A 24,659-nucleotide genomic window follows, 5' to 3' on the forward strand; every position below is an offset into this window, starting at 1 on the left:
TTGCTCGTAGATATCAACAAAACGTCGACGGACCTCCGATTGCTCCAGAGGTGCTCCAAACGAATTACAAACCGGCTTCTCCAACACCGCAAACGGAATAGAAGTCGTCATCAAACGCTTCCTCCGAGGGTGAACCCGTGCTTGAGCCACGACGGGTTGTATGGAAGTAGTAGTCATCTTAGTGAATGATATTCAGTACGTTATAAAATAGTTAATTGAACACGCCAAACACAGGTGGTTTGCCTGCGATCAATTAACTTATTTAAACTAGCCCAATTGGGGCCATTCGGCAAACCCCTTTAGCGTCAAAAGAATGTAAATACGGGTAAGTTCCCGCCACGAAGTGCGGAATTACGATGATTTAGCATTAGAGCCTACTTGCCCTACTTGCTACGGCGATGAATAACAACTACTTACGCTTGGCCCAAGAATCCTTGAGCGCCACCGTGCGGTTGAACACCAGCTTCTGCGGCGTGGAATCCGGGTCCAGGCAGAAGTAACCCACGCGCTCAAACTGCACTTGCAGGTCGCTCGCGTAGAACGGGCGCATCGGGCCGTCGTGCGGGTGTTGGCCTTCGCGGAGGGGGACTTGCCCGCCGCTGGCGGCCTTTTCCAAAGCAGTTACGGCGTCCTTGCCTAACTCCGGCTCCAGCATGCCTTCGATGACTTGCAGGGACTCGGGGTTGAGGAATTCCAGGAAATTGCGCTCCTTGTCAGCATCGGGCTTTTCGACTGAAAACAGGCGGTCGTAGAGGCGCACTTCGGCCTTCACGGCGTGGGCGGCGCTGACCCAGTGGATCACGCCCTTCACCTTGCGGCCAACAGGGTTGGCGCCCAGGGTGTCGAAATCCACGGTGCACTTCAGCTCGATTGGCGTGCCGGACTCGTCCTTGATGACCTCTTCGCACTTGATCACGTAGGCGTTGCGCAGGCGGACTTCCCCACCCAGCTTGAGGCGGAAGAACTTCTTGGGCGCGTCTTCCATGAAGTCGTCCTGGTCGATGTAAAGCGTGCGGCCAAACGGGATGCGGCGGCTGCCGGCCGACTCGTCTTCCGGGTTGTTGATCGCGTCAACGACCTCCACCTTGCCTTCCGGGTAATTGGTCAGCGTGACCTTGAGCGGGTTGAGCACAGCCATGCGGCGTGGGCTGCGGCTGTTGAGCACGTCGCGCATTGTGTGCTCAAACAGGGCAATGTCGGTCATGCCGTTAAACTTCGTTACGCCGATGGTTTCGCAAAAACGACGGAACGCCAAGGGGGGGACACCGCGACGGCGGGCGCCGGAAATGGTCGGCATCCGCGGGTCGTCCCAACCGCTCACGTGGCCTTCCTTGACCAGGTGGAGCAGCTTGCGCTTGCTCATGACGGTGTAGTTCAAATTCAGGCGCGCGAACTCGTATTGCTTGGACGGGAAGATGCCCAGCTCGCTGATAAACCAGTTGTAGAGCGGCTTGTGCGTCTCGAACTCCAGCGTGCAAATGGAGTGCGTGATGTTCTCCAGGGAGTCGCTTTGGCCATGCGTGTAGTCGTAGCTCGGGTAGATCGGCCAGGCGTCGCCGGTGCGGTGGTGCGTGGCGCGCTTGATGCGGTAGAGCACTGGGTCGCGCAGGTTGAGGTTCGGGCTGGCCATGTCGATCTTGGCGCGCAGGGTGCGGGCGCCGTCCTCGAATTCCCCGGCGCGCATGGCGCGGAAGAGCTCGAGGTTTTCCTTCACCGAACGATCACGAAACGGGCTTGGCTTGCCGGGCTCGGTCAGCGTGCCTCGGTATTCGCGGGTTTGCTCGGCGTTGAGGTCGCAGACGTAGGCCTTATCCTCTTCGATGAGCTTTTCGGCCCAATCGTAAAGCTGCTGAAAGTAGTCCGAGGCATAGCACTCGCGGGCCCAGGTAAAGCCCAACCAGCGGACGTCGGCCTTGATCGACTCGACGTATTCGGTCTCTTCTTTTTCCGGATTGGTGTCATCGAAGCGCAGGTTACACTTGCCGCCAAATTCCTCGGCCAAGCCGAAGTTCAGGCAGATGCTTTTGCTGTGGCCGATGTGCAAATAGCCATTCGGCTCCGGCGGAAAACGCGTCTGCACACGTCCGTCGTGGAGACCGGCTTCGCGGTCGGCAATGACGATATCACGGATAAAATTCGAAGTCTGGGTGTCGGTTTCGGACATAAAAGAAAGATGGTTTAAGGGTTCTGGGAGGAAGATTAAAGTTTAAAGGTAGTACCGTTGAGAAGGATCGCGAATTTCCACATTCGCCACCAAGCCAACTTTGCTAGAATGAGTCGGCGCGTATAAGCGAATGTGGATATTCGCGATCCGCCAAGCCACTCTTTCCAACCTCCCTTTGGCGGCGCTGACACGCCCGGGGGGGGGGAAACTGCGATTCGGGCCTAGAGCACTTTGATTAACCTTTAGGTTTGATAACGATGAGCCAGTATCCATCCTGAGCCGAAAAGCGAAAAGCGCTTTCACTTTCCGAGCTACGCACACGATGAACAATAGGCAAAAAACCCATTTGCCGTTTTTGGACGGCATGCGAGGCATTGCCATATTCGCAGTGTTTGTCTATCATATGCTGTGGGCATGCTATCAGTTTGGCCAGTTACCGTGGAATGGCTGGGTGCGAGATTTCAGCATTTCCAAGACCTATCTCCTCATATTTCCTGCGACATATGGATTTACTGGAGTCGCCGTATTCTTTGTCATCAGTGGATTCTGCATACACCTAAGCCACCAAAGAAGCGGGGAAAAAGGATGGCGTTCGTTTAGCACCCGTCGCTTTTTCCGCATTTACCCGCCCTACGTCTTTGCCTTGCTGATTTTTCTTTTTGCCTGGCCTTGGGGATCACTGAGCATGGATGAACCGAAATTGGTGCAATTTCTCACCCACATTTTGGCCATACACAATTTCGACTCCCAAACAATATACGGCATCAATGGGTCGTTCTGGAGCATCGCCATCGAAATCCAACTGTATGCCCTTTACCCAATTTTGCTCATTTTTGCCAAAAAGCCAAATTGGAAGCGGGCATTATGGATAACCGGAGCACTGGAAATCGCCCTGCGTAGCATTGCCAGCATCTACGACCTGCTCCATATAAAAGAGCCACTGTTGCTCAACACCCCACTGGCATATTGGTTTAGTTGGGCGCTGGGCGCTTACCTTGCCGAGTGCTACTTGAAAAACCAAAGCAGCCGACTACTCCAGGTGCGCTTCGATCTCGTTCTGATAATTGCTTTAGCAGTGAACCTGTTTAAGCCTACTGAACACTTCACTTTCCTGGGGTTTGCGCTCCTCACCGCCATTGCGATTGAACGACTCATGACCGAAAAATGGCAACTGCCGACCAACCTGGTTTTCCGCTGGAGCTGGCGACACCTGAGCTTTCTCGGCACGATCAGCTACAGCTTTTATTTAATCCACCAGCCATTTCTCAACCTGACGTATCAGGTGCTGAACTGGGCTTTACCCGGTGCATATTTCCATCGGCTCGCGCTACTGGCAGTCTGTGGCCTGTTCTGGTATCCAATCGTGCTGATTCTTTCCTACCTGATGTACAAGCTCATCGAACTGCCATCCATCCAATTGGGCAAATTCACATGGAAAAAATTTCAAACACGCCAAACACTTCAGGAACTCCCCACGAATGATCCGCCAGCAAATCCCTAACCTGGCGGAGCAAGGCGAAATGAATCCTCAGAGGACACGCCAGACCAAAAATTGAAACGTGGGATTGTCAAAGTGGTAATCTGTGGCATCTAGTAAAGGGCTATGCCCGAAGGAGCCGCAATCAGCAAAATGTTTGGACAGATCGCGCATCGTTATGATGCCGCGAACCACGTGCTGAGCGGAGGCGTGGATTTCTATTGGCGCAAGGTGCTCGTGAAAATGGTCCAGCGCACGAAGCCGCAAGTGGTCGTCGACCTGGCCACCGGCAGCGGCGATGTCGCCTTTGCCCTGCGCCGCAAGCTGCCCGCCGATGTCTCCCTGACTGGCCTCGACTTTTGCGAGCCGATGCTCGACGAAGCCCGCGCCAAGCAAAAGGAGCAGTTTGGCGACGAGCAAATCCGCTTTGGCTTTGGCGACTGCCTGAACCTACCGCTCGAAGACGAGTCCACCGACGCCATCACCATCGCCTTTGGCGTGCGCAACTTCGAGGACCGCCTCCGTGGCCTGCGCGAAATGCGTCGCTCTCTGCGCCCCGGCGGCCGACTGTTCATCCTGGAATTTTCGCAGCCCTACACGTGGTTTCGGCCGTTTTACTACCTATATTTGAAGTGCATTTTGCCGCCGCTGGCCGCGATTGTGACCGGTAAAAAAGACGCCTACGACTACCTGGCGTGCTCGATCGAGGGCTTTCCCGCGCGGGAGACGCTCAGCGCGCAGATCCGCGAAGCCGGCTTCAGCGAGGTGCGCGCCGTGCCGCTAACGTTTGGCATTGTGGCGATCCACGAAGCGGTGCGATGAGCAATGCGGCGGTCAGCTCCCCTGCCCTCGCGCCGGCCTCCCCGTGGTCGGATGGATGGCAGCGCTGGCGCAAAAACCGCCTGGCCGTGGCGAGCGCGATTCTGCTGTCGCTGATCATCCTGGCCTGCCTGATCGGGCCCTTCTTTTTCCCCGCGAAATACCACGAGGTGACGAATCTTGAGCTCGGCGCGACCCCGCCCTCGGCCGAACACCTCATGGGCACGGACATTCTGGGGCGCGACTTGCTGGCGCGCTGCCTCGTCGGCGGGCGGATTTCATTTGCGGTCGGTCTGCTGGCCTCGCTGGTCTCGGTGCTGATCGGCGTCGCCTACGGCGTTATTTCCGGCCTCCGCGGTGGCGCCACGGACCGCATCATGATGCGCGGCGTGGAAATTCTCCAAGCGATGCCGTTCGTGATTTTTGTCATCCTGCTGCTGACGTTTTTCGGGCGGAATTTCGCGCTGATCTTCGTGGCGATTGGTGCCGTGGAATGGCTCACGATGGCGCGCATTGTGCGTGGCCAAGCGCTGGAGCTGAAGACCCGGGAGTTCGTGCAAGCCTCCCGCGCGCTCGGGCAGACCAGCGAATCAATCATCTTCAAACACCTGCTGCCCAACCTCTTCGGCGTGATCATTGTCTTCGCGACGCTGACCGTGCCCGGCGTCATGCTGCTGGAGGCGTTCATCAGCTTCCTGGGACTCGGCGTACAGGCGCCGATGACCAGTTGGGGCGACCTGCTCAACCAAGGCGCGCAGGCAATGGAGGAATTTCCGTGGCTACTACTGTTTCCGGCGCTGTTTTTCTCGACCACGCTGTTTTCGCTCAACGCGATTGGCGACGGCCTCCGCGACGCCTTTGATCCGAAATCGAGCCGTCAATAGGCGCAAGCAAGGGTTGCATGTGGCGTGAAATGGCGCCTCAGTAGGCGGCATGCGCATTGGTCTTTTTGGCGGTAGTTTTGATCCCATCCATCATGGGCACCTGCTGCATGCCCAGGATGCGTTGGAGCGCGCGGAGCTCGACCTGCTCGCATTTATCCCCGCCGCCCAGGCCCCGCTCAAGGCTAACGGCGCACCCGGCGCCAGCGCCGAAGACCGCGTAAAAATGATCGAGCTCGCCATTGCCGGGCAGCCGAAGTTTACCGTTTTGCGGGACGAAATCGACCGCGGCGGTGTGAGCTACACCGTGGACACCGTGCGCCGCCTCAAAAAACGTTGGCCGGACGACGAGCTGTTCTGGATCATCGGCGCCGACCAGGTTGCCCTGCTCGATCAGTGGCGCTCGATTGAGGAATTGTTACACATGGCGCGGTTTCTGTGCTTGAAAAGACCGGGTTTTGCGCCGACAACGCCAGCCAGCATCCCCGAGTGCGCCCTTAGCTGGATCAGCGCGCGGCAGGTCGAATGCAGCTCCAGCGAAATCCGCGAACGCGCAGCCGCCGGACGCCCAATCGACTTTTTCTTGCCGCCCCCGCTCGTGGACTATATTAATAGAAATCAACTCTACCGAGGATAACGAAAATTTTATATGCCGACCACTGATACGAAGACCAACAAGCCCGAAGTTCGCGCCCTCATGGCGCTCTGCTGCGAAGCACTCGACGATAAGAAAGCCATCGACCTGAAGATCCTCGATGTGCGCGAAATTTCGACCGTCACGGACTACCTGATCCTCGCCTCCGGTAACTCCCAGCCTCACCTCAAGGCCCTCCGCGGCTCCGTCGAGCGCGCGCTCAAGGACGCCAAGAGCCACATTGTGGGCGCGGAAAGCGGCGACGACACCGGCTGGCAAGTTGTGGACGCCTTCGACTTCATGGTGCACATTTTCACGCCCGAAATGCGCGACAACTACCGCCTTGAGCAACTCTGGGCTGACGCCGCGACCATCGACCTGGCCGACCTGAAAACCGCCTAGCGGCACTCTGGGATGCGCCAGCTGGCGCAATTTATTGCGCGCAAAAATTTTCTGGGCGAAAGTGTCTTTTTTGCCCTTGACGAATCACCGGCTCGCGTCATTTTTATGCGCTTTGCTAAGGGGCCGTAGCTCAGTTGGAAGAGCGCTTGCATGGCATGCAAGAGGTCGTCGGTTCGATCCCGATCGGCTCCACCATTAATCTCTTGTGACCAGTTTTCCTCCTTTTCTTATACCCAGGATCAACTGAGCCGAAGTAGCTGCTATCGACCGCATCCAAGGCTCCGAGCAACTCACCCCTCAGTTGACATCCTCGACGAAGCAGTCAGGGCGTAATCCCTTAAATCTAATATCAGAAAATAAACTGTCACTCTCAATAACATGCATTGGCGTTGACGCCCCCCGGCGGTGAAGGTTTTGATCTGAAGACTTTTCCTTACCACTGATGTCGCATCGCACTTTTCATTTCCTCCTGGCCCAAATTGTCATCCTGCTTCTGACAAGCGCTGGCAGCCTGCACGCCGAAACCATTTTAACGGAAGACTACTCCTCTAGCCTGCCAACCGAGGGCTGGGAGTATTATAAATCGAACACAACTTACGGGCGCATTCAGGTCGTTAGCGGTCGCATGCGCATGGATGTTACGACTAGTGGCTACTACTCCCTCAACGAAGCCATCCTGACTGTCGACCTGGCCGGGGCAACCGAGGCCAGCCTTAGTTTCCAACAAATCGACACTGCCGTCGAAGAAACCACCCTCCCCGCTACGTTCACCGGTCATTACAATGGTGATGGTGTGGCGATCAGCGCCGATGGAATCACCTGGTATACGATAGTCAATGCGACCGAGCTGAATGTCAGCAGCTTAACAACTTACAATATAGACCTGATCGCAGAACGCGACGCTATCCGCAGCAGCTACGACGCAGGCTTTGATTTCACGGAGAGTTTTAAGATCAAATTCCAGCAATACGATAACTACGCCTCTCCCACTGACGGCCGTGAGTGGGACAATATCGTCATCGATGCCCTACTTGACCCCACACTCTCCATCACTGCCGGGACGGAATTTCTTGAGGGCGCGACCAATATCCCCGCCAGCGTAAACATCGACATCGCGCCAGACGCGGATCTCGATGTGACCTTGACCGGAGACACCTTTCTCAGCCTTCCGGCGACGGTCACCATCCTAGCCGGACAAAACTCCGCTGATTTCACCTTCGCCATCGTCGACGATGCGGTTGTGCAGGGTGATCGCAGCGCAACCATCACCGCCACGGCGACCGATCACAATAGTGGCGTGCATAACCTGACCGTCCATGACGACGAGACGATATATACAGTCACGTTCAATCTGGATGGTAAGGGCACACTGGAGAGTGGTAATCTTATCCAGCAAATCATCTGGCCTGCGGTAGTCGTCGCGCCAGTTGTTCTCGACAGTGTCGATTGGCATTTTACCGGATGGGATGTCAATTTCTCTTCGGTAACTGAAGACCTGACGGTCACTGCGCAATACCTGCCAATCCATACAGTCACTTTCGACCTAGACGACAAAGGCACACACAACGGTGGCGGTGGACTGCTCCAAAGCATCATCGATGGACAATCCGCAACGGCGCCTCTTGTCTCGAACAGCGTCGATTGGCACTTTACCGGATGGGATGTCGATTTCTCCTCGGTCACAGCAGATATAACCGTCACTGCACAGTATCTTCCCCTACACACCGTAACCTTTGACCTTGGCGGCTATGGGACACTGATTACAGGCGAGTTGGTTCAAGCCATCCCCGAGGGCGGTACTCCGATAGCACCGGAGTTCTCCGTGGATGACGGCTGGGTATTTGCCGGCTGGGATCAGGATCTCAATAGTATCTCTGGAGACATCACAATCACAGCGACTTATCTGGATGAAGCGTTGGCAGGGTTACTGGAAAGTAAATTCACGGCCAGTGACGGTGCTTCTGGGGATCACTTCGGATACAGCGTTAGTCTCAGCGGGGATACAGCCATCGTCGGCGCATATGGGGATGACGACAAGGGCAGCATCAGCGGCAGCGTCTACGTTTTTGTGCGCAATGGCAGCGACTGGACCGAGCAGGCCAAGCTCATGCCCAGTGACGGGGCTTCAAGCGATGTCTTCGGCTCCAGCGTGAGCCTCAGCGGAGATACCGCCATCGTTGGCGCATATGGGGATGACGACAAGGGCAGCGCCAGTGGCAGCGCCTATATCTTTGTACGCAGCGGCAGCGTTTGGACCGAGCAGGCCAAGCTCACCGCCAGTGATGGGGCCGCTGAAGATCACTTCGGCGCCAGCGTGAGCCTTAGCGAGGATACGGCCATTGTCGGTGCTTATTGGGATGATGACAACGGCAGCGCCAGTGGCAGCGCCTATATCTTTGTGCGCAATGGCAGCGACTGGACCGAGCAGGCCAAGCTCACCGCCAGTGATGCGGCCGTGAATGATTACTTCGGCAGAAGCGTGAGCCTCAGCGAGGATACGGCCATCGTCGGCGCTCCTTATGATAACGACAATGGCAGCACTAGCGGCAGCGTCTACGTTTTTGTGCGCAATGGCAGCGACTGGACCGAGCAGGCCAAGCTCATGCCCAGTGACGGGGCTTCAAACGATTACTTCGGATACAGCGTTAGCCTCAGTGGGGATACAGCCATCGTCGGCGCATATGGGGATGACGACAATGGCAGCAGTAGCGGCAGCGTCTACGTTTTTGTGCGCAATGGCAGCGACTGGACCGAGCAGGCCAAGCTGACCGCCAGTGACGGGGCTTCAAGCGATTACTTCGGCTTCAGCGTTAGCCTCAGCGGGGATACAGCCATCGTCGGCGCTTATAGGGATGACGACAACGGCAGCTCCAGCGGCAGCGCCTATATCTTTGTGCGCAGTGGCGGCGTCTGGACCGAACAGGCCAAGCTCACCCCCAGTGACGGGGCCGCGGATGATTACTTCGGCTACAACGTGAGCGTAAGCGGAGATACGGCCATTGTCGGTGCTTATCGGGATGACGACATCGGCAGCGCCTACTTTTACAATCTGACTGCCCCACCGGTTCATGTGTCTTTTGATTTAGATGGAAAAGGCTTCAGGACAGGGGGCGGAGTGCTTTCTCAGTTAATAAAGCTCGATACGAACGCAATCGCTCCGGTTGTTGAATCTCTACTGCCAACTTATGCCTTTGTGGGGTGGGATACTGATTTTTCCTCGGTCACTAGCGATTTAACCGTCACCGCGCAATACCTGCCAATTCATACAGTCACATTCGATCTCGGTGTCAAAGGCACACATGGTGGTGGAGGTGAACTGGTGCAAAGCATCATCGATGGACAATCTGCAACGGCGCCTATCGTCACGGATAGTGTCGATTGGCATTTTACCGGTTGGGATCTTGATTTCTCTTCGGTTTCGGCAGATCTCACCGTTACTGCACAATATGTACCCTTATACACTGTGACTTTTGCTTTGAATGGTCAAGGCACTCACATTGGTGGCGGTGAACTGATTCAGAGCATCATCGATGGACAATCCGCAACGACGCCTCTAGTCTCGGACAGCGTCGATTGGCACTTTGCCGGATGGGATGTCGATTTTTCCTCCGTCACAGCAGATTTAACCATCACTGCGCAATATGTGCCTTTACACACGGTCACCTTTGATCTTGGCGACTATGGGACACTGATTGCTGGCGAATTGGTTCAAGCCGTTCCCGAGGGTGGTACTCCGATAACACCGGAGTTCTCCATTGATGATGGCTGGGCATTCAGCGGTTGGGATCTGGATTTCAACAATATCTTAGAAAACATAACGATCACAGCGACTTACGTGGATGAGTCATTGGCAGGGGTACTGGAAAGTAAATTCACGGCCAGCGACGGCGCTACTTACGATTACTTCGGCTACAGCGTTAGCCTCAGTGGGGATACGGCCATTGTCGGTGCTTATAACGATGACGGCAGTGGCAGCGCCTACGTGTTTGTGCGCAGCGGCAGCGGCTGGACCGAGCAGGCTAAGCTCACCGCCAGTGATGGAGCTTCAAGCGATTTGTTCGGCTACAGCATTAGCCTAAGCGGGGATACGGCCATCGTCGGCGCTTATGGGGATGACGATAAGGGCGGTAATAGCGGCAGCGCCTATGTCTTTGTGCGCAGTGGCAGCATCTGGACCGAACAGGCCAAACTCACGGCCAGTGAGGGAGCCGCTGATGATCGCTTCGGCAATAGCGTAAGCATTAGCGGGGATACGGCCATCGTCGGCGCTCTTTATGATAACGACAATGGCAGCAGTAGCGGCAGCGTCTACGTTTTTGTACGCAATGGCAGTGACTGGACCGAGCAGGCCAAGCTCATGCCCAGTGACGGGGCTTCAAGCGATTACTTCGGCAGGAGCGTTAGCCTCAGCGGGGATACGGCCATCGTCGGCGCAGATGGGGATGACGACAATGGCAGCAGTAGCGGCAGCGCCTATGTCTTTGTGCGCAGTGGCAGCATCTGGACCGAACAGGCCAAACTCACGGCCAGTGAGGGAGCCGCTAATGATCGCTTCGGCAATAGCGTGAGCCTCAGCGGAGATACCGCCATCGTCGGCGCCCTTCAAGATGACGACAAGGGCAGCGCTAGTGGCAGCGCTTACGTCTTTGTGCGCAGTGGTGGCGTTTGGACCGAGCAGGCCAAGCTCACGGCCAGTGATGGTGCCGCTAGCGATTACTTCGGCTCCAGCGTTAGCCTCAGCGGGGATACGGCCATCGTCGGCGCTCTTTATGATGACGACAACGGCAGCTCCAGCGGCAGCGCCTACGTCTTTGTGCGCAGTGGCGGCATCTGGACCGAACAGGCCAAGCTCACGGCCAGTGATGGGGCCGCTGAGGATTACTTCGGCAACAGCGTTAGCCTCAGTGGGGATACGGCCATCGTTGGCGTACGTTTCGATGATGACAACGGCAGCTCCAGCGGAAGTGCCTACTTTTATGATCTAGCGGTTCCACCGTTTACGGTGACTTTTAATTTAGATGGAAAGGGCACCAGGACAGGCGGCGGTGAGCTCAGCCAACAAGTCATATTCCTCGATGCTGCACTCCCCCCGGTGGTAGAACCACTACCGGGCTTGGATTTTATTGGTTGGGATCTGGATTTCTCCTCCGTGACGACAGGATTAACCATTACGGCACAATATATCGCAATTGACACCATTGTTTTTGACCTTGGCGACCATGGGACACTCATAGCAGGCGAGCTCGTCCAAATCACCCCAGCAGGCCTCGAGCACACCCCAATCCCGCCGGAGTTCTCCGTGGATGATGGCTGGGTATTCGCTGGCTGGGATCAGAATCTCAATGATATCATTGGAGATATCACGATCACAGCAACTTACATGGATGAGGCGCTGGCAGGGATACTGGGAAGTAAAATCACGGCCAATGATGGGGCTTATTATGATTTATTCGGATACAGAGTGAGCCTCAGCGGGGACACGGCTATTGTTGGCGCACGACACGATGACGATAATGGCACTGACAGCGGTAGCGCCTACGTCTTTGTGCGCAGTGGCAGCGTTTGGACCGAACAGGCCAAGCTCACGGCCAGTGATGGGGCTTCCAGCGATCGCTTCGGCAATAGCGTAAGCATTAGCGGGGATACGGCCATCGTCGGCGCTGATTACGATGACGACAACGGCGACGCCAGCGGCAGCGCCTACGTCTTTGTGCGCAGTGGCGGCATTTGGACCGAACAGGCCAAGCTCACGGCTAGTGATGGGGCCGCTGACGACCACTTCGGATACAGCGTTAGCCTCAGCGGGGATACGGCCATCGTCGGCGCTAATTATGATGACGATAGCGGCAGCGCCTACGTGTTTGTGCGCAGTGGCGGCGTTTGGAGCGTGCAGGCCAAGCTCACGGCCAGTGATAGGGCCGCTGAGGATTACTTCGGCTCCAGCGTTAGCCTCAGCGGGGATACGGCCATCGTCGGCGCTCATTACGATGACGACAACGGCAGCTCCAGCGGCAGCGCCTACGTCTTTGTTCGCAGTGGCGCCGTCTGGACCGAACAGGCAAAGCTTACGGCCAGCGACGGCGCATTTGGAGATATGTTCGGCTTCAGTGTCAGCCTCAGTGGGGATACGGCCATTATCAGCGCTTATGGAGATGACGAGAATGGCCACATCAGCGCCAATGCCTACGTCTATGTGCGCAGTAATGACGTTTGGACCGAACAGGCCAAGCTCACGGCCGGTGAAGGCCGTTTTGGAGATTACTTCCGCCCCAGTGTCAGCCTAAGTGGGGATACGGCCATTATCGGCGTTTATATAGATGACATTCATGGCCCCATCAGCGGTAGCGCCTACGTGTTTGTGCGCAGAGGCGGAATCTGGGCCGAGCAGGCCAAACTCAAGGCCAGCGATGGCGCCACTGGCGGTCGCTTCGGCATGAGCGTTAGCATTAGCGGGGATACCGCCATCGTCGGCGCTTATTACGATGACGATAACGGCAGCGCCAGTGGCAGTGCCTATTTTTATGATTTAGCAATCCCGCCGGCAAACGTTACTTTTGATCTTGATGGAAAAGGCGTCAGAACAGGGGGCGGTGAGCTCAGCCAAACAGTTGTCGTGGGAACCGCGGCCAATGCGCCTACCCTCACCCCCAATGCCGGTTGGGTTTTCGATGGCTGGGATACGGACTTCAGCAACGTGACGACTGACCTGTCTATCTTGGGCCTGTTCAGCTATGACGCCACGGATGCCGATGGCGATACCATCCCGGATGGCTGGGAGATCGTTCACCTGGGCGCGATTACTAACTCCGATGGCGCGTTGGACAGCGATGGCGATGGCAAATCGGACTACGACGAATTCCTCTCCGGCAATGATCCCAATAACCGCAATGACTACTTCAAAGTCATGCAGCAGGATTTCAACGCACAGGATCGCCGAATCACGCTGAGCTTTAATTCCAATGACGACCTGGCCAACCGCCGCTACCGCGTGCTCTACAGCCCGGACATGTCGCCCGGTTCTTGGATCGAGGTTCCCGGCTCGGTCACGGCTCCCAGCAGCGGAACCGAGACTCAAGTCACTTTGGACCTCCCCGGAGAAGGCGACTTGTATTTCGTGCGGATCGACGCGTTCCTCGAATAAGCGACATCCTCGACGAAGCTGCCAAGGGCTAAGCCCGCGGTTGCCAAACCGATTTCCACCAACCCCGGTCAGCAATGGCCGGGGTTTTTCTTTGGCCGTAATTTTCACTAGGTCAAAATGCGTCCGCTTTAATAGGGCATATTGCCTAAGCAGCAGACGCAGCGCCTAGATAGGGCACTAAGACCCTTTCAATTGGCCCCCGAAATAGGGGGTTCTACGACGCAATAGTGCAATTAATACCTAAATTGCGCAAATATAAGCCTAAATTGCGCAGCCAGAAAGACGATTATTCTGTAAACTATAACAAGCCAATCTCGCTACCATCCAACCCAAATAATAAAAAACCGAATACAAACCTGACTAAATATGCACACAATAGCTCACTCCTCAAAAATAGTAATAGCAGCCGTCTGCGGGTTGCTGGCATCCAATGTTTCGAATGCGGAAGAGTCAGCATTCTCAAACACCATTCGCCCAGTGACCAACCCGGTCTATTTTGACTCAGCCCTGCCACAAACTCAAATACACCCGATCTTCATGTGGCAGAACATGCCGAGCTCCATCAGCACACAAGCGGGTAACCTCAACCTCGGCGGCGATTTCCAGCTCTATGCCTTACAAGCTGAGCTGGCCATCAACGAGCGCTTCTCCATCGTGGCCGCCAAGGATGGCTACCTGGTCTTCAATCCTGATAACACCCTGGTCAATGCGGATGGCTTCGCCAATCTCGCAGCTGGTGTTAAATGGGCCTTCATTTATGACCCGGAAGATGGACTCGTCGTTAGCGCAAAAGCCATCGTCGAATTGCCCACCGGCAACACCGATGTCTGGCAGGGCGGCAAGTATTACTCGATTGCTCCGTCCATTGGTGTTCTCAAAACCTGGGAAGACTTCCAGTTTAGCAACGAAACTGGGTTCATCATTTCCACCAATGATAACGGCAGCGATGAATTCTTTACCAGCTTGCACGCCAGCTACAACCTGTGGGACCTCGTTTATCCGCTCGTGGAAGTCAATTACTTCCAAGTCATCAGCACTGGTAACGGCGGCAACCGCTTTGGCGCACAGGCTGGCGGCGCAGTCCCCAGCATTATCAACTTCGAAGGCGGTGACTTGGTCAACTTCGGCGCTTCGAACTCCAGTGTATACAGCAGCATCGTTACCGCTGGCGTAGGCTTCCGTGTTCGCCCGCTGAAGTCCATAGATGTCGGCGCCGCATTCGAAGTTCCGCTCACGCAAACAAGCCACAACCTCATGCAGAACCGCATCACGGTTGACCTCGTCTGGAACTTCTAGTCGTAAGCTCCCCCAAATACTAACAACACTCGCCGCAGGCCTAATGCCTGCGGCGTTTTTTTACGTTTTTCTACGAACACGGGACAGCCTGCGAGGTCTTCGAAAAAACATTCGCGTTCATACGCGCGATCCGTAGTTTCATTCACGTTAACCCATGCGCATTTCCGGATTCATTTTAGTCGTCCTTGGCCTAACCTTCCCCGCGTTGCTTTCGGCCACGGTTACCGGGCCGAATTTATCTACCTTCTCCGTGACGCAGCTCGTCCAGGGCCGCCTGCTCCAGCGCAATTACCCGGACGCCCTGCCCACGCTGATCGAAACCCTCAACGACACCACGACCTTCGACATCGAGCTCGACCCGGTCTTCATCGAATCCTTTGCCGATCCCAAGCTACTCCAGCATCCAGTCTGCTACGTCAACTTCGGTGACCGGCCCGACTGGGAGCTAACCGACGAAGAAAAAGCCAACCTCAAGGGCTTCCTCGACCGCGGCGGCTTTCTCTACATCGATGCCGGGATCAACGCCGACTTTCTCCGCAAGTCCAACCCCGCCTACAGCCAAAGCCACAGCTTTGCCGAGTGGCGTGTGAGCCCCGAGATCGAAACGGTCTTTCAGGACATTTATTCCGGCGAACGCTTCCGCGCCCTCCCCCGCGACCATGCCCTCTTCCGAGCCTATCACGCCGGCCTGCCCGACGCCAGTGTCCTACCCGAAACGGTCCGCGATTTCGTGGTCAACGAGAAGTGGCCGCAGGGCACCTACTCCGCGATGGGCTTGGAGGTGAATGGCCGACTCGCCGTGCTTTGCATGCCGATCCTCGCCATGGGCTGGGGTCAGAATGAAATGGAGCAATGGTCGACGTTCATTGGGTTTCGCATACGCGAAGGCGCCGAGGGCCTCTCGGAGCGTCTCTCCGAAGCGGCCTACTCCGGTACTCGTTTTGAGGCTGTTCGCGAAGACGGGCGTCAGGACATTATTTACACGCAGCAGGAGGCCATGCCCGCTTGGGTCCAGGAGCCCAGCGGCGATTGGCGCGTCTTCCGCTATTATTACACGCCCGAGATCAGCGACTACGCCCACCGCTTCTACACCCAGCTCGGCGTCAATATCTTCGTCTACGCCTTCACCCGCTAGGCAGCGTGCGCTGGCAGCGTGCCGCTGCACCCGGAGATTTGCCCATTGGGCAAATGGCTTATCCAACGTGCGGCTTGTCTAGAGACTGCGCCCTCCTTTATAGATAGTTATGCATTTGCCCATTGGGCAAATCAACCGGTCCTGCGGGACGCTGGCGCAATGCGAAAATCTAGATGAGCAGCATCTACCGATCCAACAGGATGTTGGACCAATGGGTGTTGGCGGATTTGGCGAGGGATGTTTGGTCGCCAGCGTTCCATTTTTTGAGGGTGTCGCCCCAGAACCCATTGTAGAATAAATACACGCGACCATCGACGATCTTGTAGTTCGTGGGGTCAACATCGACCTTGCTACCGTCTTCGGCCATGGCCCAGGCGCACCAGCCGCCGAAAGCGGGCTCATACTTACCGGGATCGGCATCGAAGATTTTCTTGTTGGCGGCATTCGCGAAATAATAAGTCACCCCGCGAAAGTTGCTGGAGAACTGCTTGCTGCCCTTGACCGGCTTGCCGGAGAAATACGACACCGGGTCGTAGCCTTTCTCGCCGAGGTCTTTCGAGCTAAGGTTGAAGTCCGCCTGACGCGCAGCGGGCGTTAACTTACTTTGCACCGGAGAGTTACTTTGCGATGCAGAGTCATCGGCGGCATGAGCAAGTGTTACCGCGACAAGCGATAATGCGAAGAGGAAGGCATGGAAATGTTTCATGGTTCATTGGACGCAAGCTCCACTAATTCCTGACATAAAATTTTCTTCGCGGCGACGGCATTTTTCCTGCAAGTAATTTGAGCCAACCTCGACTCATTCCACCATGACATCATCTCCCACACCACTCACCAAACGCGCCACCATCACCAGCTGGATCTTCCAGCTCGTACCCGCAGTCATCCTGCTGCAAACGCTGTATTTTAAGTTCACTGCTGCTCCGGAAACCGTCTATATATTCAAAGTCGTGGGCCTGGGTGCCCCGGGACGCATCGGCACTGGCGTCGTAGAGTTGATCGCTGGCATCTGCCTACTGATCCCCCGCTTCGCCTGGCTGGGTGCCGCACTGGCCATGGGCACGCTCGTGGGTGCCATCGCCGCCCACCTGGGCCCGCTGGGCATCACCTTTGAGTACCCCGGCGGCTACGAGGATGGCTCACTTTTTGCCATGGCGTGCATTGCATGGCTGAGCAGCGCCGTCGTGCTTTTTATTCGCCGTAAATCGATTCCCATCGTCGGCGCGAAGTACTTCGGCGCTTGAAAAAATGAACACTTGTGCTCGTCCGCAGTCTGATAAGACACTGACCTATGGCGAGCAAAGCCCGTGCACTCTTATTTTCCCGTCTGGCGATCATCGCCCTCCTCCTCACGCTCTTCGCGCTCGTGGTGCGCGGGCCGCTGGATAGCTGGATCAACGACCGCGCGCTCGGCCAACTCGACTACGCCAACCAGCAATACTTCGACGAATCGTTCGACAATGCATCGCGGTTGTTCCTTATCCTAACCGCCGTCAAAAGCGTGCTCGCCGTTGTCGAAGGCAGCGAAATGGGCGTGGGCTTTGGCCTGCAAGTAGGCGACATTGTGCAGGGCGTATATGACTATGTGGACTTCGCGTGGCAAATCGTCCTCTGGGCCACGATGATCATCGTCATGACGCGCATGCTGCTCGAGGTCGCGCAGTATCTCGACCAATGGCTGCTGGCTTTCGCGCTGGCCTCGATGCTGATGTATGTAACGGCGGCCTGGTTCCTGCCGCGCCGCCGCGCAATCGCCCGCGTGCTGCGCGACGCCACGTTTTTCAGCACTATTCTCGCCGTGGCGATGTATGCCATCGTGCCGTTGTCCGTGTGGGGTGGCAGCGCGCTTTCCCGGCAAATCACGCAAAGCCAACTCATCGAGGCCGAGGGTAACTTGGCGCTCCTCAACGCCGAGCTCGACCAACGCTATGAAGCCATTGAGCAAGCCGACGGCATCATCACCAAGGCAACCAAGATCAAGGAGGCCACCGGCGCACTCACCGCCTACCTGGCCGAACACACCAAGCAGCTGTTCTGGGATGTGATCACCGTCAGCGCCGCGTATTTATTCGACACGATTATTTTCCCGCTCGGTTTGTTCTTCGGCCTGTTTTGGCTCACGCGGCTGATTGGGCGCTACCTCTTCGGGCTGCGCCGCGGGCAAGTCATACGGGAGGACATGGATTCGCTCATGGGCCGCTACTGGCCCCTGCGACTGGAAAAGGCGCCGGTGAAAAGTGACGACACCCCAAGCTAATCCACGCCCACCGGTTGTCCAAACTGCATCCTTGGCTGAGTTAAGGCTCGTTAAAACTCCCGGCAAAAGCAAGGTTGCCGATTGTAGCTTGCCCTTCGAGTGGCCCGCCCCATGCTACTGCCTCTTTGATACTTAGATCATGGCAAACGCAGCTATATTTCTTTGCGCCGGGAGCGGCACCCGTATGCGCGGCCAAGTGTCGGACAAAGTCCTGACACCATTGGGCGGCAAACCCGTGTTTTGGCACTCGGTTAAGGCCTTCGTCGACAGCGGGCTAACCGAGCACGCCGTCATCGTTTACCGCGACAAAGAACAGCAAATCGAGCTGGCCAAGGTCTTGGGCGACCTCAACGTCGAGCACTGGAACATTGCTTGGGTCTGCGGCGGCAAAGAGCGGCAGGACTCGGTGTTTCACGGCCTGAGCGAGGTTTCGCTGATCGTCGACTACGTCTTTATCCACGACTGCGCACGCCCGATGATCCGCCCGGAAAATTTACAGGCGCTCTACGAAGCCGTGCTTCAGGACAAAGCCGCCGTGCTCGCCCACCGCGTGGCCGACACCATCAAGCGCGCCGCCGGCTCCCAGCGCAAGCAGACCCGCCGCAACCTGCGCGACGTGCCGCGCTCCAATCTCTGGGCCATGGAAACGCCGCAGGTCTTCCACCGCGAAAACATCCTGGAGGCCTACCGCCGCCTGCGTCTGGACGGCGAATCCGTCACCGATGACACCGCCGCACTCAGCCGCGAGGGACACAAAGTCACCCTGGTCGAAAACACGTTTCCGAACCCGAAGTTGACGACACCCGCTGATCTGCCTTACCTCGAGTTCCTCCTTCAACAGAAAAATTCATGAGTCTCCCCTTTCGTATTGGCCTCGGCTACGACATTCACCGCTTCGCTCCCGGCCGCCGCCTCGTGCTCGGCGGCGTGGAAATCCCGCACGATAAAGGGCTCGACGGCCATTCCGACGCCGACTGCCTGACGCATGCCCTCGCGGACGCCGTCCTCGGCGCACTCGGCCTCGCCGACATCGGCCACTTTTTCCCGAACGACGACCCGTCCTGCAAAGACATGGACTCGCAGGACATCCTGCGCCGCGCCGTCGAAGAGGCCCACAACCGCGGCTACGCCGTGGGCAATGTGGACATCGCCCTCATCGCCGAGGAGCCCAAGATCGCGCCCTACCTCACCGAGATGAAGGCCGCCCTCGCCCAGAGCCTGCGCATCGAGCCGACCGAAGTCGGCCTCAAGGCGACGACCAATGAAAAAATCGGCGACCTCGGCCGCTGCGCCGGCATCGCGGCGCATGCAGTCTGCATGCTGATCAAGAAGGACTAGCCCGGGTATGGCCGACGCGGCGAAAATCGTGCTCAGCCTGATCGGCGCCATCCTGCTGATTTTGCTGTGCGTGGAGATCATGGGCCCCGACCACACCTCGGCCAGCACGGTATTCGCGGTCACGTTTCTGGTCCTCCTCGCCTACGCCGTAATGCGCTTTTTCAAAAAGAAGAAGCCAAAGGATTGAGTCCTCTTTCAGATTGCTCAACTATCGACTAACCGCTACCTAAAATACTACCATGCTCAAACAATTCCTCAGTAAATTAGCTGACCGAACTAGAAGATTTTTCCTGTTAGATCAGATATTGAATCGTCAAAAGGAATTAAAAAGCGAACTGAGGCATCAGCAACTGAGGTTTAAGGAGCAAGAGCATTTACTCAACCAAGCACTCTCCCGCCTCGAATTCACGACCATCGACCATGAGCGCCTAACTGAGTCCTCAAAACACAAGCACTTCCATCGGATCATACCGCTATTAACTCCGATGGATGTAGAAGGCGCACAATACAAACGCTTTGGAAAAGACTTCGACGGCGGCTACGTGATGTTGGACGATTTCTCATCCAATAAGATCACTGCGGCCTACAGCTTCGGCATTAGCAACGATGTATCCTGGGATGAATCGATGGCTGCAAAAGGTATCGATGTTTACATGTATGACCACACGATCGACGGCTTACCCAAGCAGCACGAACGCTTCCACTACTTTAAGAAAGGTGTTACGGGAGAATCACCAAGCGCTGAACTGGATACATTGAGCAATTTCATTCGAGAAAATGGACACCAGGACTGCCAACAGCTCGTCTTAAAGATGGACATTGAAGGGGCGGAATGGGGAGTGCTCATGCACACACCCAGCGAAGTCCTGAACCAATTCTCACAAATCGCCTTCGAGTTTCATGGTCTCACCAATCACAATTTAGCCAATTCCAAGATATACCAGGCGCTTGAGCATCTGAACCAAACTCACCAAGTCGTCCATATCCACGCAAATGGTCAATCTCACACCTCTTGGTTAGGAAACATAGCGCTTCCTCACTTAGTCGAAGTCACCTATATTCGACGCACAGATTACAAGGATAAATTAAGACCAAATACTCGTAAGTTCCCCACCCCAATCGACCAACCAACCACGCCCGATACGCCCGAGATACCCCTCAATTGGTTTTCATTAAAAGACATTGGCTGAGCTTTTAGCCCAATTGAGAACTTTGGGGGCTTCATCTCCCTCTCACCTGTTTCATCATCGAATCCAGTCACGTTCAATAGCGCCATTGCAAAACCATTTCCATTGCAATCTGTAGTGGTCCGACCCGACTCTGAGCCGAAACTCGCCCCGACACCCATTTTTTTCTTTCCGCCGCCCCCCTTAGACGTAAGCCTTGGGGGCTTTTCTATTCAAGAACCATGGAACGCGACCCCGCCAAGCGCATCGTCATCACTGGACTCGGCCTCACCTCGCCGAACGGGAACACCCTGTCCGAATACCGCGCCAACTTGCTCGCCGGCAAGGCCCGCGTTCAACGCATCCCCATGCGCTACATGGGCGAGGTCAACGCCGGCGTCTGCGACTACGACCCGATGAAATACCAGAAGCGCAAGGAAGTCCGCAACGGCACCCGCGCAGGCTCCATCGCCATTTATTGCTCCCGCGAAGCGGTGGCCGACTCTGGTCTCGATTGGGATGGCATCGACAAGGCCCGCGTGGGCGTCTACATCGGCACCACCGAGCATGGCAACGTCGAGACCGAGAACGAGGTCTATAATATTTCCCAGTTCGACTACGACACCAAGTACTGGACGCATCACCACAATCCCCGCACCGTGGCCAACAATCCCGCGGGCGAAGTGACCATGAACATGGGCATCCACGGGCCACATTACACCATCGGCGCAGCGTGCGCGGCGGGTAACGCGGGCCTGATCCAGGGCGCGCAGATGCTCCTGCTGGGCGAAGTCGACTACGCGCTCGCAGGCGGCGTCAGCGAGTCCATCCACACTTTTGGCATTTTTGCCGGCTTCAAGAGCCAGGGCGCCCTCGGCGACCACGAGGACCCCAACATGGCCTCCCGCCCCTTCGACAAATCCCGCAACGGCATCGTCGTCTCCGAAGGCGGCGCGGTATATGTCCTTGAGCGTCTCAGTGATGCGCAAGCACGCGGCGCAAATATCATTTGCGAAATCGTCGGCTGGAACATTAACTCCGACGCGACCGACGCTGTGCTCCCCAACCCAGAGCGCCAAGCCCAGTGCATGCGCGCCGCGATTAAGCGCGCTGGCCTGACGCCGCAGGACATCGATATCGTCAGCACGCACGCCACCGCCACGCCCGCCGGCGACATCCAGGAGGTCAAGGCCGTGCGCGAAGTCTTCGCCAACTGCCCGACGACCTACGTGAACAACACCAAGAGCTTCATCGGGCACGCAATGGGCGCCGCCGGAGCCCTGGAACTCGCAGGCAATTTACCCAGTTTCAACGACAATCAGGTCCACCCGACCATCAATGTAACCGAGCTGGACCCCGAATGCGCGGTTGAGAACCTCGTTCTCAACGAACCAAAATTGGTTGAAAGGGTTGACACCATCCTGAACAACTCTTTCGGTATGCTCGGAATTAATTCTGCATTGATTGTAAAGCGGTTCGTTGACTGAGCCGCTCCCATATATTAGTTTATCCATCCCATGACCAAAGAAGACGTAAAGCAGATTGTGCTGGACATTATCGCCGAGATCGCGCCCGACGAGGAGCTCAGCGACATTAAGCCCGAGGTACGCCTCCGCGAACAGCTCGATCTGGATTCGATGGATTTCCTCGATATCGTGATGGAGCTGCGCAAGCAGCACGGCATCGAAGTGCCGGAAGATGATTATCCCGAGCTCGCATCGCTCGACAGCTGCGCCGACTACCTGCTGCCCAAGTTTGAAGCCAAGGCCAGCGCCTAACTCGCGCGAGCCACCTCTCCCCGCTGCCACTCGCGGGGTAACTCCCATTAAATGACTAGTGAGCTGAACGGCGCGCACTATGACTGCTTGGTCATTGGCGCAGGCATGTCCGGCCTCGCGGCGGCAATTCGCCTCGCGATGTTCGATAAACGCGTCCTCATCGTCGAGCGCCACAACGCAGCCGGGGGTCTCAACAGCTTCTACAGCATTGCCGGGCGCAAGTATGACGTGGGCCTCCACGCCATGACGAACTACGCCCCACCCGGGGCCAAGCGCCTGCCGCTCATTAAAATCCTCCGCCAGCTCCGGCTGGACCGCGATCAACTCGATCTCTCCGAGCAATGCGGCAGCAAGATCGTCATCCCCGGCTACAGCCTCAACTTCAGCAACGACTTTGCCCTGTTCGAGAGCGAGGTTGCCCAGGTCTTCCCGGAGCAGATCGACGGCTTCCGCCGTCTGGTAGAGCACGTTAAGTCGTTCAACGAGACTGCCTTGGACATCCAGGAAGAGTCCGCCATCGCCGTGCTGCGGGAGTTTTTGTCCGACGACGCCCTCGTCAACATGCTCATGATCCCTGTCTGCTACTACGGCAGCGCACGGGAGAACGACCTCGATTTCTCGCAATTCGTCATCCTGTTCAAGGCGCTGTTCATGGAGGGCTTTGCCCGGCCGTTCGACGGCGTGCGCGTCATCATCCGCGCCCTGCTCAGCAAATACCGCGAGCTCGGCGGCGAACGCAAAATGAAGTGCGGCGTCCGCGAAATCGTTGCCGACAACGGCCACGCATCGCGCGTTATCTTCGACGACGGCACGGAAATCACGGCCGATAAGATCATTTCCTCGATCGGCTACGCCGAAACGCTCCGCCTGTGTAGCGATCAGCCCGGCGACGCCGGTCGCGACAACACCGGTGCCCTCTCCTTTGTTGAGACGATTACCGTGCTCAAAAAGCAGCCAGCCTCCTTGGGTTGGAAGGATACCATCGTCTTTTTCAACAACAGCGAGCACTTCGACTACCGCCGCCCGAAAGACCTCGTGGACTGCCGCAGCGGCGTCATCTGCTTCCCGAATAATTACCAGTATTCCGACGAACGGAAGCTGGAGGAAGGCTTCCTCCGCGTCACCGCGCTGGCCAATTACGACCGCTGGGCCGCCCTCACCGACCAGGAATACGCCGATGCCAAGGACCAGTGGTATGAAACGCTCCAACGCCGTGCGCTCGACTTTTTGCCGATGCCCCGCGTCCGAGACAAGGAGCACACCACGCCCCCTATGGTCGCCCACAAGGCACAGGCCCGCCTCGTCTTAGAGCAGTACACTGAGGCCAAAGACATGTTTACCCCGCTGACGATCACCAAGTTCACCGGCCACCTCAGCGGCGCCGTCTACGGCGCGCCCAACAAGGTAAAAACCGGCCGCACCCACCTGGACAACGTCTTCCTCTGCGGCACCGACCAGGGCTTCCTCGGCATCACCGGCGCCATGCTCAGCGGCATTTCGATGGCGAATTTGCACGTGCTCGGGGCGGGTTAATCGCCCTTTTTCGCTGTTTGCCTCGCTTCCTCCAGTTCGCTCTCCAACCGCATGACGATCTGCCGGTAGCCTTTGCGCTCCTCATTAATCAGAGCCGCCATTGGGTAAAAGATAAGCGCGCCAATTCCACCGCCAAACAGGATGGAACGGAGTAAGTTAGCATGCATCAAAGATGCCATTTTCTCGAATTCATAAGCCGATACATACGGCCCGATCAGCTCAACCTCGGACTCAGTCAGATCCTCAATACTAACCTCTGGTGGCACGTGACGATTCTCAAACGGCAGCATGTTAGCCACTACAAAAGTTAATGCGGCAAAGATCAAAATTCCCGTAAAACCGGCAAACCACCACACCCAATATTTCCCAAGATACTTCTCAAACCACTTCTCACCGAACTTGGGCCTCAGCATCCAGCGAGCATAGCGCTCTTGCCAACTTCGTTTTTCGCATGTGTTGATACCAGTTTCGGCTTTCATGCCTGAATTCTGCCCAAATATCCGGCCAAAGTGAAGATAAACCGGCGACTTACGCCCAACTTATTCCCCGCCCGTTGTTAATAAATAAACGTTGCCGCTCGGGGCGGGCAGTCTAATTTCGGCAGGCTTTACAACGCACTACTGGCCTAATTTTACCGT

20 protein-coding genes and 1 tRNA gene are annotated in these 24,659 nt (G+C 56.5%); 18 read left to right on the forward strand and 3 right to left on the reverse strand.

Features of this window, described 5'->3' with window-relative positions; all coding sequences use genetic code 11:
- Positions 1 to 409 precede the first annotated feature (409 nt).
- The gene (locus RBB62_RS13145; RefSeq protein WP_309399380.1) at positions 410 to 2,164 is read right to left on the reverse strand and encodes a glutamine--tRNA ligase/YqeY domain fusion protein; all 1,755 of its coding nucleotides are present in this window, start codon (positions 2,162 to 2,164) and stop codon (positions 410 to 412) included.
- Positions 2,165 to 2,486: 322 nt separating this feature from the next.
- Here RBB62_RS13145 and RBB62_RS13150 point away from each other — a divergent pair, with 322 nt between their 5' ends.
- From RBB62_RS13150 to RBB62_RS13190, 9 genes are all read left to right on the forward strand, one after another.
- Positions 2,487 to 3,665, forward strand: coding sequence for an acyltransferase family protein (locus RBB62_RS13150; protein WP_309399381.1), 1,179 nt, complete (start codon positions 2,487 to 2,489; stop codon positions 3,663 to 3,665).
- Between the two features lie 102 nt (positions 3,666 to 3,767).
- Positions 3,768 to 4,463 (forward strand): bifunctional demethylmenaquinone methyltransferase/2-methoxy-6-polyprenyl-1,4-benzoquinol methylase UbiE, encoded by a 696-nt coding sequence (gene ubiE, locus RBB62_RS13155; protein WP_309399383.1) that lies wholly within the window; start codon positions 3,768 to 3,770, stop codon positions 4,461 to 4,463.
- Positions 4,460 to 5,344, forward strand: a complete 885-nt coding sequence (locus RBB62_RS13160) for an ABC transporter permease (RefSeq protein WP_309399385.1) — start codon at positions 4,460 to 4,462, stop codon at positions 5,342 to 5,344. Before ubiE ends, RBB62_RS13160 begins: the two co-directional genes overlap by 4 nt.
- A gap of 49 nt (positions 5,345 to 5,393) precedes the next feature.
- A complete protein-coding gene (gene nadD, locus RBB62_RS13165; RefSeq protein WP_309399386.1) occupies positions 5,394 to 5,978 on the forward strand; it encodes a nicotinate-nucleotide adenylyltransferase in 585 nt (194 codons plus the stop codon).
- Between the two features lie 12 nt (positions 5,979 to 5,990).
- Positions 5,991 to 6,377: a ribosome silencing factor gene (gene rsfS, locus RBB62_RS13170; protein ID WP_309399387.1), complete on the forward strand. Its 387-nt coding sequence runs from the start codon at positions 5,991 to 5,993 to the stop codon at positions 6,375 to 6,377.
- Positions 6,378 to 6,496: 119 nt separating this feature from the next.
- Positions 6,497 to 6,572 (forward strand) — tRNA-Ala (locus RBB62_RS13175).
- Positions 6,573 to 6,819: 247 nt separating this feature from the next.
- Positions 6,820 to 13,518 (forward strand): FG-GAP repeat protein, encoded by a 6,699-nt coding sequence (locus RBB62_RS13180; protein WP_309399388.1) that lies wholly within the window; start codon positions 6,820 to 6,822, stop codon positions 13,516 to 13,518.
- 477 nt (positions 13,519 to 13,995) lie between these two features.
- Entirely contained in the window at positions 13,996 to 14,814 is an 819-nt protein-coding gene (locus RBB62_RS13185; RefSeq protein WP_309399389.1) for a transporter, read from the forward strand.
- Between the two features lie 154 nt (positions 14,815 to 14,968).
- Complete coding sequence (locus tag RBB62_RS13190) at positions 14,969 to 15,949, forward strand: DUF4159 domain-containing protein (RefSeq protein ID WP_309399390.1); 981 nt, start codon at positions 14,969 to 14,971, stop codon at positions 15,947 to 15,949.
- Positions 15,950 to 16,133: 184 nt separating this feature from the next.
- Here the strand turns inward: RBB62_RS13190 and RBB62_RS13195 are convergent, their stop codons facing one another.
- A complete protein-coding gene (locus RBB62_RS13195) occupies positions 16,134 to 16,655 on the reverse strand; it encodes a YHS domain-containing (seleno)protein (protein ID WP_309399391.1) in 522 nt (173 codons plus the stop codon).
- 103 nt (positions 16,656 to 16,758) lie between these two features.
- Between RBB62_RS13195 and RBB62_RS13200 the strand changes: the two genes are divergently transcribed.
- The 9 genes from RBB62_RS13200 to RBB62_RS13240 all read left to right on the forward strand — a co-directional run bounded on the left by RBB62_RS13200 (position 16,759) and on the right by RBB62_RS13240 (position 24,021).
- Positions 16,759 to 17,193 (forward strand): DoxX family protein, encoded by a 435-nt coding sequence (locus RBB62_RS13200; RefSeq protein WP_309399392.1) that lies wholly within the window; start codon positions 16,759 to 16,761, stop codon positions 17,191 to 17,193.
- Between the two features lie 47 nt (positions 17,194 to 17,240).
- Complete coding sequence (locus RBB62_RS13205) at positions 17,241 to 18,206, forward strand: hypothetical protein (protein WP_309399393.1); 966 nt, start codon at positions 17,241 to 17,243, stop codon at positions 18,204 to 18,206.
- 139 nt (positions 18,207 to 18,345) lie between these two features.
- Positions 18,346 to 19,059, forward strand: coding sequence for an IspD/TarI family cytidylyltransferase (locus RBB62_RS13210; protein ID WP_309399394.1), 714 nt, complete (start codon positions 18,346 to 18,348; stop codon positions 19,057 to 19,059).
- Positions 19,056 to 19,544 carry a 2-C-methyl-D-erythritol 2,4-cyclodiphosphate synthase gene (gene ispF, locus RBB62_RS13215; RefSeq protein WP_309399395.1) on the forward strand — a complete coding sequence of 163 codons (489 nt, stop codon included), beginning with the start codon at positions 19,056 to 19,058 and terminating at the stop codon, positions 19,542 to 19,544. Before RBB62_RS13210 ends, ispF begins: the two co-directional genes overlap by 4 nt.
- A 7-nt stretch (positions 19,545 to 19,551) precedes the next feature.
- On the forward strand, positions 19,552 to 19,731 hold the full coding sequence (locus RBB62_RS13220; RefSeq protein ID WP_309399396.1) for a hypothetical protein: 180 nt from the start codon (positions 19,552 to 19,554) through the stop codon (positions 19,729 to 19,731).
- 52 nt (positions 19,732 to 19,783) lie between these two features.
- The gene (locus RBB62_RS13225; RefSeq protein ID WP_309399397.1) at positions 19,784 to 20,734 is read left to right on the forward strand and encodes an FkbM family methyltransferase; all 951 of its coding nucleotides are present in this window, start codon (positions 19,784 to 19,786) and stop codon (positions 20,732 to 20,734) included.
- Positions 20,735 to 20,952: 218 nt separating this feature from the next.
- On the forward strand, positions 20,953 to 22,197 hold the full coding sequence (locus tag RBB62_RS13230; RefSeq protein WP_309399398.1) for a beta-ketoacyl-[acyl-carrier-protein] synthase family protein: 1,245 nt from the start codon (positions 20,953 to 20,955) through the stop codon (positions 22,195 to 22,197).
- Between the two features lie 30 nt (positions 22,198 to 22,227).
- Positions 22,228 to 22,488: an acyl carrier protein gene (locus RBB62_RS13235; protein ID WP_309399399.1), complete on the forward strand. Its 261-nt coding sequence runs from the start codon at positions 22,228 to 22,230 to the stop codon at positions 22,486 to 22,488.
- Positions 22,489 to 22,539: 51 nt separating this feature from the next.
- Positions 22,540 to 24,021: a phytoene desaturase family protein gene (locus RBB62_RS13240; RefSeq protein ID WP_309399400.1), complete on the forward strand. Its 1,482-nt coding sequence runs from the start codon at positions 22,540 to 22,542 to the stop codon at positions 24,019 to 24,021.
- On the opposite strand, the gene RBB62_RS13245 is transcribed toward RBB62_RS13240, so the two are convergent.
- On the reverse strand, positions 24,018 to 24,500 hold the full coding sequence (locus RBB62_RS13245) for a VirB8 family type IV secretion system protein (protein WP_309399401.1): 483 nt from the start codon (positions 24,498 to 24,500) through the stop codon (positions 24,018 to 24,020). The genes RBB62_RS13240 and RBB62_RS13245 overlap by 4 nt on opposite strands.
- Between the last annotated feature and the right edge of the window lie 159 nt (positions 24,501 to 24,659).

Source organism: Cerasicoccus maritimus, assembly GCA_031296935.1.
Lineage (GTDB): Bacteria > Verrucomicrobiota > Verrucomicrobiia > Opitutales > Cerasicoccaceae > Cerasicoccus > Cerasicoccus maritimus.